Source organism: Chitinophaga ginsengisoli (genome assembly GCF_003014595.1).
GTDB classification, from domain to species: domain Bacteria; phylum Bacteroidota; class Bacteroidia; order Chitinophagales; family Chitinophagaceae; genus Chitinophaga; species Chitinophaga ginsengisoli.
Genome location: NZ_PYGK01000021.1, coordinates 39,129 through 51,337, shown reverse-complemented (window position 1 = coordinate 51,337; position 12,209 = coordinate 39,129). Strand labels below are relative to the sequence as shown.

The following is a 12,209-nucleotide window of genomic DNA, read 5'->3' as shown; positions in this document are numbered from 1 at the left end:
TGGCGTTTAGTTACCTTTTTCTTTCTCAATTGGGGCCGTTAAGGGCAATTCATCAGTTTCCACAGGTACTTCCTTGACATATACTGCATATTCATTTGGCCTGATCCTTCCGCCGAAATGCTGTACATATACTTGAGTAAACTCGGCTCCAAAGTACAGGATAATGGCCGAATAGTATACCCAAAGCAGGATGATCACAATGGAACCAGCCGCCCCATAAGCAGTACCCACTTTACTGGAACCAAGATACAGCCCGATAGCGAATTTTCCTATCATGAACAGGATAGCGGTGGTCACAGCGCCGATGATAACATGCCTCCACTGCACCTTTGCGTCAGGCAGCACCTTGAAAATGATGGCAAACAGCACACTGATGATCACAAAGGTCAGCACCATGTTAATAATGTACACCAAAACGATTGTCACCTGTGGAAAATAGATGGCCAGTTGGTTGCTGAACAATGAAATAATACCGTTCAATGCCAGGGATACCATCAGGATAAATCCAAGGCTAATGACTATTGAAAACGACAGCAGCCTGTTAAGCAGCATCTTGACCAGACCATTCTTGGGCTTGGCCTTGAGCTGCCAGATAAAGTTAATAGAGTCCTGGATCTCACCGAATACACTCGTAGCACCGATGATCAGGGTAATGACACCTACTGTGGTTGCCCAGCCCGAGTCGCCCGAGAGAGCGGCATTTTTGATCATTTGCTGGATCTGGAGGGCGGCATCGCTCCCCACCATGCTCTTAATCTGCCCATATATACTTCCTTCGATCGCCTCTTTCCCGAGAAACACATCACATAGCGTGATGATCACGATCAGCATAGGAGCTATAGAAAAAACGGTATAATAGGATAAAGCGGCGCTGAGTTTGAGCACCTTGTCGTCCATGAAATCGTGAAAAGTCTGTTTCAGGATCTGCCAGAAGGTCTTTACTTTCTTGATGATCTTCATATGATAGCTTTAACAAAAAACCTGCCTTATTGGAGCTTTTCATTGTCCTTGTGCCTGCTGGCATCGCGGATATTTTTCTTCTCGAAGTTCTTTTCCAGGGCGGTGGTCATATCGATCCCTGTCTGGTTGGCGATGCATAGTAATACCCACAGTACGTCCGCCAGCTCATCCGCCAGGTCTTTCTGTTTGTCGGATTCCTTAAAGGATTGTTCACCATACTTGCGGGACATAATGCGGGCTACTTCCCCCACTTCTTCTGTCAGGATGGCCATGTTGGTCAGTTCGCTGAAATAGCGCACCCCGACGGTTTTGATCCAGCCATCGATCTTTTCCTGTGCTTCCTGGATGGTCATATTGATGATTTATTCTTTTGATTTCGTGTCTATAATGATCGTAACAGGGCCGTCGTTCAACAGTTCTACCTTCATGTCTGCGCCAAAAATACCGGTAGCAATGGTTTTTCCCATATCAAAAGTCAACTGGCTGATCATCTGTTCATACAGGGGAATTGCTACATCCGGCTTACTGGCTTTTATATAAGAAGGCCTGTTCCCTTTTTTGGTGGCAGCATGCAGGGTAAACTGGCTCACCAGCAGAATATCTCCTTCCACTTCTTTTACAGAGCGGTTCATCACGCCTTCCTCATCATTAAAAATACGGAGGTTGACGATCTTATTACTTAACCAGGTAATATCTTCTGTATCATCAGCGTCTTCAATGCCCAGCAACACCAGCAATCCTGTCTGGATACTTCCGGTAACACTGCCCTCTACGGTCACGGATGCCCTTGATGCACGTTGTATAACTGCACGCATATGTGTAGTAAGTTATTTTAATTGCGCCGGGAAATTAAAGTATTTATGCGGTATGTGTGAAAATATCACCAGCTTCCGGGTCCGTTACTTTTATCGTGTCTTCTATTTCCAGTTTGGGATAAAACAGTTCCTGCATCAGGTAGTAGTAGAGATAGAGAAATGCCAGGGATAACACCAGCTGTTCATTCAATGCAAAAAGTATAGTGGCTACATTCAGCGCTATTACCAATAGCAGATAAGTTCTGCTGCTGCGCAATTTTATATAGGCGAAGATCTTTAAGAGATATAATGCTCCCAGCAGTCCGATAACCGGCAATCCCAGTCCGGTGGGCGCTGTCAGCATGTGATAGATATTATATACGGTTACTGTAATACCTGCAATGATCATCGCCTGCTGGGCAGCATGCCTGTCAGCTTCCAGGTACAATGCTGCATGTTCTTCAGCAATAGCCGGTTTGTCATCAGCAAACAAGAGTTTTATCACCGCGGCAATATTGATCACGGGAATATAATGCATCACGATCAGCCAGGGATTGTATTCTCCAGTGGTCACAGCTCTGCTGGTAACGATATTCCTCAACAATCCCGCAAGAGAATATACACACAAAACAGCCAGCAATAATTTGAAAATAATAAAAGCAGTAACGACAAATGGTAATACTGTCCCTTCAAAGAAATTGGCCATTAAATAGGTGAGTTCACCAATGCTACCCATGTAAACAAACCATATAGCCAGGAAGATGAAAAAATATTCCCATCCGCTGATGGTTTGTATACGGGACTGCAGTTTTATAAAAAATGCCGGCCATCTGAAACTGTTCTCCGTCAGGAAAATGATCGAGTAGTAAGAGATGAAGGTACCGAAGGTTGTCAGCACAAAAGCAAGGGATTTCACGACTTCTATCCAGAGCCCGGATGCATTCAGCCAGCCTATCGGGATTCCGCCAGTTGGGCTACCTGTTTTAGGAATTACAAAATAGATGGCCGCGGCCAGTACTGCTGCGCCTATTTTATCGCTCATGCCATTCAGATAGAAGCGGGTAATAATGATCACCAGTAAGACCGCAAAGGAATTGAAATAATAGATCAGGGAAGTATTTTGCTGGCTGTTATTAGCTTTCAGGAACTCATTCAGCACAAACTGTAAACCGAAAGCCAGGAGTCCCACGAATGCCAATACACCAAATTGTTTCACATCCTTTTTTATGACAGCTTCCCATATCACCATACCGAGTGTGGCCAGGGCCAGGAATATGGCATATTGCGTCCCGATGCTAAGTGATAATATGGATGGAAATATGCTATCAGCACTCTTTTGGATCACACAAACGATCAACACAGGAATCCAGCTGGTTTTAAGAATGCGTAACTGTACAGATGTAAAGAAATTCATGGCACACAGGATTTATAAGGATGGACGGCAAATAAAATCATTTACCTTTAGTTAATTTACGATAATCAATTATAAAGAAACGTTAATTAAATGAGTGTAGATCTTTCCGTCGAAATTACCTTCCGCACCGCCAGGAGCGGAGGAAAGGGCGGACAAAACGTGAATAAGGTGGAGACCATGGTGGAGGGTTATTTTGATATTGCCGCTTCATCTTTGTTAACCGAAGAACAAAAAACACTGGTGCAGGAAAAGCTGGCGCACCGTATCAATGCAGAAGGATTGCTGCAGGTACGCTCACAGGAAGAACGCACCCAGCTGGGCAACAAACAGCTGGTAGTAAAAAAGATGAACGAACTGGTGAATAAAGCCCTCATCAAACCCAAAAAGAGGGTGCCTACCAGACCTTCCAAAGCAGTGAAGGAAAAGCGTATCCAATTCAAGAAAAGGCTGTCGGAGAAAAAACAACAGCGCAGGAAAGGGCTGGAATAATTAATTTTGGCTAAAATTTTAGGGAATTGAGTATAAAATCACTGGCAGGACAGACTATTTATTACGGCTTTAGTAACATAGCGAGCAAGCTCCTTAACTACTTCCTTACGCCGCTCTACCTGGAGCTGATGACACAGGCTTCGTACGGGGAGATGTCTACTGTATATGCTTATATCCCTTTCCTGAATATCATCCTGACCTATGGTATGGAGACGGCCTTCTTCCGGTTCGCCAAAAAGGAGAACAGTTCGACGGTCTTAAGTACCTCCACTATCTCATTACTGTTTTCTACCATTAGTTTTACGATCATACTCCTGTTCTTCCGGGGTCCGATCATTCATTCCTATATTGGTAAACTGAGCGGGCTTGACACACATCCGGTATTCTTTACCTACCTGGTGCTGGTCATGGCCTGTGATGCGCTGACGGCCATACCCTTTGCCCAATTGCGACTGGAGAACAGGCCGGTCCGTTATGCGGTTATACGCCTGGCGAATATTCTTACCACCATCGGATTCAATATCCTCTTCCTGGTCATCATACCGAAAATGTATGCTGCAGGTCAGACCTGGCTGCCGGATATACGTTCCGGAAACCAGATAGGCTATATTTACCTCAGCAATGCGCTGGGCAGCGGTATCACACTGTTATTGTTCCTGCCTCAAATGATGCGTATCAGTTGGAAGTTTGATATGGCAGTGTGGAAAACGATGCTGAATTATTCCATTCCGCTGATCTTCTTTGGAATGGCTGGCATGGTCAATGAGACCTTCGACAGGGCATGGTTCCTGCCGGAATTCCTGCCGGGAAATAATATGACAGATAAAAAAGAGCTGATCGGGATCTATGCCGCCAACTACAAACTGGCCATTCTGATCACCATGTTCATACAGGCATTTAAGTTAGGCGCCGAGCCATTTTTCTTTAAGCAGGCAGAAGGCAAGGATCCGCAGAAGATGTATGCCCGCATCATGAAACTTTTTGTGGTGATGTTATGCATGATGTTCCTCTTTGTAAGCCTGTACCTGAACGTCTGGAAAACCTTCCTGCGCAGACCGGAGTATTATCCTGGTATGAAGATCGTTCCTGTGCTGCTGCTGGCCAATATGTTCCTGGGCATCTACTACAACCTCACCATCTGGTTCAAGCTGACCGACCGGACAAAAACAGGTGCGATGATCACCATCATTACCGCAGTACTGGCCTTTTTGCTGAACTGGTGGTGGATCCCTGTAATGGGCTACTTTGGTGCAGCGCTGGCCACTATGGTCTGCTATTTTGCCCAGATGACCATCTGTTATATATTGGGACAGAAGTATTATCCGGTACCATACCATCTTCCACGTATCCTCACTTACATAGTAAGCGCAGTGCTGACTTATTACATGTACGACATCCTGAACAGGACCCTGCTGTCGCCGGGTGATGTATATGCACTGAAGCCCTTATCCCTGTTTGTAGCCACCCTCTTCTTCTGTGGCTATATCTGGTTCCTGCTTAAAATGGAAAAGAAGGAGTTTTCCCGCTTGCCTTTTATCGGAAAATTTGTGAGCAGGCTTTAAACCTTGCACTGTCCTGAAGAGTCTGAGTACTTACTGCAGGAAAGGGTTGTACAGCTTCTCAAAACCAATGGTAGTAGACTGTCCGTGGCCCGGGTATACCCTTACCTCATCCGGCAATACGAACAATTTCGTCTGAATACTGTTAATTAAAGTTTGATGGCTGCCTCCAGGCAGGTCTGTACGGCCAATACTCTGGTAAAACAGCACATCCCCGCCAATAAGGAATTGCTGGCTGGCGGAATAAAAGCACACACTCCCCGGCGAATGACCAGGAGTTAACAACACCTCCAGCTCATCATCGCCAAAGCGTATCTTTTCTCCGTCTTCCAGAAACCGGACAGGTTCTGGAGAAGGTTCAAAGGGAACATTATACATTTTGCCTATTTCAGGAGAACGGTCCAGTACAATTTTGTCCTGCGGATGTATTTCCAGGCCAACTCCATAGGTCTTCACAACCAGTCTGTTACCGAAAATATGGTCAAGGTGGCAATGTGTGTTCAGGAGCCGTGTAACTTTCAAACCCTCTTTTTCGATATACGTGAGTAATTGTTTCCTTTCTTCTTCAAAATAACAGCCCGGGTCTATAATTATACATTCCCTTTTTTCGTTAATGAGTAAATAGGTATTTTCCTGAAACGGATTAAAGGTGAAATGTTGTATTTCCATCATTGTTGCCGATTTTTGCTATTTTTAATTCAGAACGCAATATTATCAATACTTTCTGTATGAACCGACTTACTACCAGGTTATTAATTACCGGTACCCTATTACTTGGCTCGTATCTATCCCAGGCACAGACCAATACCGTGGAATTTGGACAGAACCGCATACAGCATAAGAATTTTAAATGGCGTTACTATCAAACCCGTCATTTTAATACTTACTTCAGCCAGAACGGTCTTGAATTAGGGAAATACGTAGCACAGGTAGCAGAAAGGGAATTGCCACAGCTGGAACAATTCATGGAGTTTACCTTCCGTCAGCGGGTAAATATTGTCGTGTACAACAGCTTCGGAGAAATGAAGCAATCCAATATAGGCATTGGCGTTGACTGGCAGAATACCGGTGGTATCACCAAGCTGGTGGGTAATAAACTGATCGTGTACTTCGATGGTGATCACGAACACCTGTACAAGCAGATCCGGGAAGGGATAGCCCGTGTGATGCTGGAAAACCTGTTGTTTGGAGAAGATATCGGAGAGTTTGCCGGTAATGCAGTATTGATTGATTTCCCTAAATGGTTCACAGATGGATTTGTAGCCTATGCTGCCCAAAACTGGAATACCCAGCTGGATGATGAACTGAAAGACGCCATCCAGTCAGGCAGGTATAAGGACTTCTATCAGCTGGCTTATGAAAAGCCCACACTGGCCGGACACGCCTTCTGGTATTATGTAGAAAGTAAATATGGTAAGGACGCTGTGCCTTACCTGATGTATATTTCACGCATCAACCGCGGACTGAAAAAAGGATTTGAGCAGGTATTGAACCAGAAGCCCAAAAATGCGCTGAAGGACTTCATGGTTTTCAACGCCAAACGTTACCAGGACGATAACCGCCGTCGCCGTCAGAGCACCCGTGGCGCCCGTACGGTTGCCGCCAGGGAACTGAAGAAGTCTGACTTCTACCGCTTCCAGGCCAATCCGAAGAGCAACTGGTATGCAGTGGTGGAATTCTCCAAAGGATTGTACAAAGTACAGGTACAGTTCGCCGATATGAAACCTAAAATACTGCTGCGTAGCGGGGTGAGAATGCAGGCCAGCCAGCTGGATCCTAACTATCCATTACTGGCATGGAACCAGAAAGGTAACCGCCTGGCTATTATCTACGAACATGAGGGCGTAACCAGGCTGATGGTATATGACCTCGTTAGCAGAACCACTACAAGACAAGACCTCCCACGCTTTGACAGGGTGATCGATATGAAGTACTTCTTCGAATACGATAACTCCCTGCTGCTCTCTGCGGTGAAGAACGGTCATACAGATATCTACACTTACAGCATCACAAAACAGACTGCAGAACAGATCACCAACGATGTGTATGATGACCTGGATCCTTCCTTCGTTGCCTTCCCTGGCAAAAGCGGGATTATCTATTCTTCCAACAGGCCATCTCCAACCGCTAAAAGCGGAGATACCGTCCTGCCGGCAGGTCATTACAATATCTTCCTGGTCGATAACTGGAACAAGAGCGCTGACAAACAGATCTCCCAGCTGACAGACATGAAATACGGTGACGCACGTTCGCCATTGCAATACAATAACACACACTTTACCTTTATATCGGACGTTAACGGTATCCGTAACCGTTATGCCGGTTTCTTTAAGACAGAAAGAACAGGAGTAGATTCCCTCTTCTTCGTCGGATCAGAGATCCTGCATAACCCTGAAAAGGCTGACCTGGATTCAGCACTGGCAGAATACGGTGCTACCGCACCTGATTCCGTAATGGCAGTATCGCTCACCAAAGACTCTACTTATACCTTCCCGATGTCGAACTATTCTTATGGTATCAAAGAATCCAGAGGAGCAGGCGACCAAAGCGAAGTATCACAGGTGATCCAGCAATATGGTTTTAAGAACCTCCAAAAGCTGAGGATTGATACAGTAACACTGCGCAAAAGGAATGTAAACAGTCGCCCTACAACTTTCAGAGCCCGTCAGATGCACGAAGACAGCCTTCGTCTGGGTCTGCCGACTTACCATGAAAAAGTGAAGGTCGATACTGTAAAACATGACGATTTCTTCCAGAGTGAGTTCGGAAAAGAAGCACAGGATTCAAGTGTGGCAGCAGAGGCCCAGCAAGCATCACAGATCCCGCTGATGGAGCCTGTATTGAAGAAAGCCAAGCTGTTCCCTTATAAACTGAAATTCGCATCAGACTACCTGATACTCCAGCTAGATAACTCTATCCTGATCAACAGGTATCAGCCATTCACTGGTCCTCCTTCCGGTCCTATCAGGCTTGTTGATCCTGTGAATGGCCTGATCCGCATAGGTGTAAGTGATCTGTTCGAAGATATTAAGATCAATGGTGGATTCAGATTCCCTTCAAGCCTGGATGGTACTGAATACTTCATCTCTGCTTCTTATCTCAAAAAACGCTTTGATTATAAATTCACTTACTACCGCAGAGTAGATAAATACAGTGGTATTGGCTTCGACACATCGGGCAACCCGCTGGATTATCCGGCTAAGATGAAGACCAATCTCTTCCAGTTCGAGGTACGTTATCCATTTGATCAGGCAAGAAGCATCCGTTTACAGGCAGGCTTCCGTAATGATAAATTCGTCATAGCCGGTTCTGATGAGACGACATTGAAGATGAAAAATTATGCCGACAACTACGCGTTGTTACGTCTGGAATATGTGTATGACAATACCATCAACCCTGCTATCAACATCTGGCATGGTACCCGTTACAAGATCTATGGTGATATGAACGCACAGATCAACGGTAACCTGAATGATGTATTCGACCAGGGAGCGGCTGCAGGCAAGGGCAAGTTCACCTATAATATGGGCATTGATGTGAGACATTATGAATCCATCTTCCGCAACTTTATATGGGCCAGCCGCTTCTCCGCAGATTTATCCTGGGGTACCCGTAAGTTGTTGTACTACCTGGGTGGTACCGACAACTGGCTGAATCCTAAGATCAATACCAATACACCAGTGAATATGAATGCCAACTATGCATACCAGACACTGGCAACGCCATTACGTGGTTACAAACAGAATGCACGTAACGGTAATAATGTAATGGTGTTTAATACAGAGTTACGTCTGCCGGTGTTCGCTACCTTTATGAACAGGCCTATTAACTCAGCGATCGTACGTAATTTCCAGGTGACCAGCTTTGTGGATATCGGTACTGCATGGAACGAGAAACTGAGCTTTAAAGATGCGAACTACACTTACTACGACAATGGTAGCGGTATAACAGTGAAAGTGAAAGAAGGGTTCCTCGGACCATTTGTAGGTGGTTATGGCTTCGGCGCCCGTACAACTATCGCCGGTTACTTCCTGAGAGTAGATGCAGGCTGGCCGATGGTTGCATTCTTCCGTGGCAAACCAATCTGGTACTTCGGAATGGGAGTTGATTTCTAAGAAGAAAGAACTTCAATATATGGAAGGGTCTCGCATAAAGCGAGACCCTTTTCTTTTAGCACAGGATAGGGATAAAAATGACAGCGCCTGTGATTACAGCTATCAAAGCCGAAATAAGTACTGCACCTGCCGCCACGTCTTTGATCCATTTCACCCTGGGATGGTATTCGGGAGATAGATGGTCCATGATCTTTTCAACAACTGTATTCAACATCTCTGTGACCCATACCATTCCCGTTACTATCAGAATGGCGATCCACTGATTGGCAGATAATCTGTAATAAAAGCCGGCCGCTACCACGAGCACCGTTGCTACAGCATGAATACGTGCATGCGGTTCACTGCGGAGAAATGCGATGATTCCCTGAAAGGCATATTTAAAACTTTTTAAACGCTGTTGCAGATAGCGACCGGCTTGCATGAGTATAACTGTTTATAATTTTTATAATTCTCCCCACTTGATCCTCCGGCTAAAGTACATCACAATAGCCAGTATTATAAACAGTCCCAGACTACCCATAAGCAGTGCCTGGTCTTCGGAACGGATGATGACATAAATAAACCCATAAAGCAGACTTAATACACCTCCTATACCGATAGCCATTCGGCTGCTTCGCAATACGCTGGCCGTATATGCCGCAACCAGCAGAATAGTCAATACAGCGGCGATCAGGTATGCAATACTAAAATTCAGTTGTTCTGCGAGGGCGATCAGCAGGGTATAGAATACACACAATGCCGCGCCGACTAATATATATTGTAATGGATGAACAGCCGAACGGTATAACAACTCGATAAAGTAGAATACCAGGAATGTAAGACCGATGATCAGGATAGCGTATTTCACAGCACGGGTAGATTGCTGGTAAGTATCCACCGGCAGGAATAATTTCACGCCAAAATCTGCCGAGTGCAGATTGGCATTGGCGCCGATCCAGCTTTGGGGGAAGTTGCGGTTCAGGTTGGATACCTGCCAGGAAGCAGTGAAGCCTTTTGCATGCACATTGTGTGCATTAGGCAGGAAGGCGCCGTCGAAGCTGGGATTCTTCCAATTGGAATTCAGGTTAACAGTTGTTGTTTTTCCTACAGGAGAGAAATACAGCTGGGCGGAGCCTTTTAAATCCAGATTGACAGCAAAGTTGCCGGCTACAATGCCGGAGTCTGACATGGTCAATGGTACTCTTACCTGCATACCATTCTCAAACAGATTAGTAGCGGGAATGCCCGGATTGAAATAGAAATTCTGTCCATTCCATTGCACACCGGCCTGGTTCGTAATACCTCGCATATCATTAATGCCGACAGCCAGGTAGGCGTCTTTCAATAACACCGTTGAAGGATCAATATTTAAGCTGTTCAGGTCCAGTGCGGAGAAGGCGCCGGAGATCTGTAAATGTGAACTGTATACGGCCACCTCATAGATCCCGCGCCGGCGTATTTCCGGCAGCAGCTCACCGTTTACGGCCAGTTTCTCCGGCAGGAATACTGCTGTGGATGTGACCCCTGGTTTGCTGTAGTAGGGTATTACCAGCACCGGCCCCGTAATGGTCTGTGCGTCGCCCCACTTCCCGCTCACTTCTCCTTTGGCTTCAAATTGGCGCTGCTCTCTTTCTGAAATAAGCCCCATGATCATAGCTGTGGGAATTAACAGGAATATTACAAGCATACCGATGATCAATGCTTTGATACCATAGGCATAGCGTTCAAAGAAAGAAGGCCGCTCGTTAATGTCCTGTGAACTGTTTCCTGTAGCAGAAGAAGGCTGGCCGGGAGGCAGGGGATTAGGTTCGTTGATGTTACTTGTTTGCATATAACTATATTTAGAAGTGCTTTGAGATTCAAAGTGTAGGTACAAAAAAAATTACTCCATAGAGCGGATCATGTTTTCGAGTGCGGCCAGGTGGCCTTTGAAAGCTTTTTCACCAGCTTTCGTAATAGAATAGGTGGTATTGGTTTTACGTCCTATAAAACCTTTATGCACTTTGAGGTAACCATTTTCTTCCAGTGTACTGAGGTGGGAAGCCAGATTACCATCTGTCAGTTCGAGCATCTGCTTCAGGTCATTAAAGCTGACTTCCTCATTCACCATGAGGATACTCATCACCCCAAGCCGTATACGACTGTCAAATATTTTATTTAAGTTACCTATGGGATTGTTCACGAGTACGTCTTTATTATTTCCACTTAGTTCCGATCTGCACCGGATTTTATTCTACAGCTGTCTGCCGCTCATATTTCCACCACATAATGATGCCATACAATATATGCAACACACCAAAACCGATAGCCCAAAAATAAAGCCCTCTGCGCAAAAAGAAAACATTTAATATGCCAAGTCCTATTTCAGCAATACCCAGGTAACGGATATCAGAGACTGTATACTTGCTGGCATTCAATAATGCCATACCATAAAATATAAGACAGGAGGGAGCGATCAGCACATCCAGCCTGTTATATATCAGACCGGCAATAAAAGCGCCCCCGGCCATCATCGGGATCAATGCATTGATCAGTACTTTACGGGAAGTGGCATCCCAGATAGGAACATTATTCCGTCTGGCTCTCCTCCAGGTGAAGTAAGTACCTCCGCAAAGCGCCAGTGCCATCACACCAAAGCCCAATAAGATCAGCTGCAAACGAAGCATGGAAAAGTCAGCATCATCATAATGCCCCCTTACTTCCCAACGGGCATAGTAAGACTGGAACAGGGCATAAGCGGTTATCGCACCAGCCAGCGCAGATACGCCGGCAAAAACGCCACTCAATCCACTAAGGGAAAGAAAACGGGTGCTCCGCTCCATCATGCGCCTGATATCACTTATTGCCTCCAGGTGTTGCTGATCTGTCATACTTAAAGTACTTTGTACATCAAAGTTAC

11 protein-coding genes and 1 pseudogene are annotated in these 12,209 nt (G+C 45.5%); 3 read left to right on the top strand and 9 right to left on the bottom strand.

Annotated features, from left to right (window positions below; genetic code table 11):
* Positions 1-6: 6 nt before the first annotated feature.
* Genes CLV42_RS31095 through CLV42_RS31080 form a run of 4 tightly spaced genes read right to left on the bottom strand, consistent with a single transcriptional unit; the run spans position 7 to position 3,168 of the window.
* Positions 7-960: a YihY/virulence factor BrkB family protein gene (locus CLV42_RS31095; RefSeq protein ID WP_106605844.1), complete on the bottom strand. Its 954-nt coding sequence runs from the start codon at positions 958-960 to the stop codon at positions 7-9.
* Positions 961-986: 26 nt separating this feature from the next.
* On the bottom strand, positions 987-1,313 hold the full coding sequence (locus CLV42_RS31090; RefSeq protein ID WP_106605843.1) for a nucleotide pyrophosphohydrolase: 327 nt from the start codon (positions 1,311-1,313) through the stop codon (positions 987-989).
* A gap of 9 nt (positions 1,314-1,322) precedes the next feature.
* Positions 1,323-1,775: a D-aminoacyl-tRNA deacylase gene (gene dtd / locus CLV42_RS31085; protein WP_106605842.1), complete on the bottom strand. Its 453-nt coding sequence runs from the start codon at positions 1,773-1,775 to the stop codon at positions 1,323-1,325.
* A gap of 43 nt (positions 1,776-1,818) precedes the next feature.
* Positions 1,819-3,168: a hypothetical protein gene (locus tag CLV42_RS31080; protein WP_106605841.1), complete on the bottom strand. Its 1,350-nt coding sequence runs from the start codon at positions 3,166-3,168 to the stop codon at positions 1,819-1,821.
* Between the two features lie 111 nt (positions 3,169-3,279).
* Here CLV42_RS31080 and arfB point away from each other — a divergent pair.
* Positions 3,280-3,657, top strand: a pseudogene (gene arfB, locus CLV42_RS31075) (alternative ribosome rescue aminoacyl-tRNA hydrolase ArfB); the annotation flags it as partial.
* A 26-nt stretch (positions 3,658-3,683) separates the two neighbouring features.
* Positions 3,684-5,219 (top strand): lipopolysaccharide biosynthesis protein, encoded by a 1,536-nt coding sequence (locus CLV42_RS31070; protein WP_106605839.1) that lies wholly within the window; start codon positions 3,684-3,686, stop codon positions 5,217-5,219.
* Between the two features lie 30 nt (positions 5,220-5,249).
* Here CLV42_RS31070 and CLV42_RS31065 read toward each other — a convergent pair whose 3' ends face one another.
* Positions 5,250-5,888 (bottom strand): MBL fold metallo-hydrolase, encoded by a 639-nt coding sequence (locus CLV42_RS31065; protein ID WP_106605838.1) that lies wholly within the window; start codon positions 5,886-5,888, stop codon positions 5,250-5,252.
* Positions 5,889-5,944: 56 nt separating this feature from the next.
* On the opposite strand from CLV42_RS31065, the gene CLV42_RS31060 reads away from it, so the two are divergent.
* Positions 5,945-9,331, top strand: coding sequence for a hypothetical protein (locus tag CLV42_RS31060; protein ID WP_106605910.1), 3,387 nt, complete (start codon positions 5,945-5,947; stop codon positions 9,329-9,331).
* A gap of 55 nt (positions 9,332-9,386) precedes the next feature.
* On the opposite strand, the gene CLV42_RS31055 is transcribed toward CLV42_RS31060, so the two are convergent.
* The 4 genes from CLV42_RS31055 to CLV42_RS31040 are packed head-to-tail and all read right to left on the bottom strand — an operon-like array spanning position 9,387 to position 12,180.
* A complete protein-coding gene (locus tag CLV42_RS31055) occupies positions 9,387-9,752 on the bottom strand; it encodes a diacylglycerol kinase family protein (protein WP_106605837.1) in 366 nt (121 codons plus the stop codon).
* 21 nt (positions 9,753-9,773) lie between these two features.
* Positions 9,774-11,141, bottom strand: a complete 1,368-nt coding sequence (gene creD, locus CLV42_RS31050; protein WP_106605836.1) for a cell envelope integrity protein CreD — start codon at positions 11,139-11,141, stop codon at positions 9,774-9,776.
* A 51-nt stretch (positions 11,142-11,192) separates the two neighbouring features.
* The gene (locus tag CLV42_RS31045; RefSeq protein ID WP_089829004.1) at positions 11,193-11,492 is read right to left on the bottom strand and encodes a winged helix-turn-helix domain-containing protein; all 300 of its coding nucleotides are present in this window, start codon (positions 11,490-11,492) and stop codon (positions 11,193-11,195) included.
* 46 nt (positions 11,493-11,538) lie between these two features.
* The gene (locus CLV42_RS31040) at positions 11,539-12,180 is read right to left on the bottom strand and encodes a hypothetical protein (RefSeq protein ID WP_106605835.1); all 642 of its coding nucleotides are present in this window, start codon (positions 12,178-12,180) and stop codon (positions 11,539-11,541) included.
* Between the last annotated feature and the right edge of the window lie 29 nt (positions 12,181-12,209).

Coding starts and splice junctions, on each gene's coding strand:
- CLV42_RS31040 (WP_106605835.1), bottom strand. CDS start 12,180: ATGACAGATCAGCAACACCTGGAGGCAATAAGTGATATCAGGCGCATG.
- CLV42_RS31080 (WP_106605841.1), bottom strand. CDS start 3,168: ATGAATTTCTTTACATCTGTACAGTTACGCATTCTTAAAACCAGCTGG.
- CLV42_RS31095 (WP_106605844.1), bottom strand. CDS start 960: ATGAAGATCATCAAGAAAGTAAAGACCTTCTGGCAGATCCTGAAACAG.
- creD (WP_106605836.1), bottom strand. CDS start 11,141: ATGCAAACAAGTAACATCAACGAACCTAATCCCCTGCCTCCCGGCCAG.
- CLV42_RS31060 (WP_106605910.1), top strand. CDS start 5,945: ATGAACCGACTTACTACCAGGTTATTAATTACCGGTACCCTATTACTT.
- CLV42_RS31090 (WP_106605843.1), bottom strand. CDS start 1,313: ATGACCATCCAGGAAGCACAGGAAAAGATCGATGGCTGGATCAAAACC.
- CLV42_RS31055 (WP_106605837.1), bottom strand. CDS start 9,752: ATGCAAGCCGGTCGCTATCTGCAACAGCGTTTAAAAAGTTTTAAATAT.
- dtd (WP_106605842.1), bottom strand. CDS start 1,775: ATGCGTGCAGTTATACAACGTGCATCAAGGGCATCCGTGACCGTAGAG.
- CLV42_RS31065 (WP_106605838.1), bottom strand. CDS start 5,888: ATGATGGAAATACAACATTTCACCTTTAATCCGTTTCAGGAAAATACC.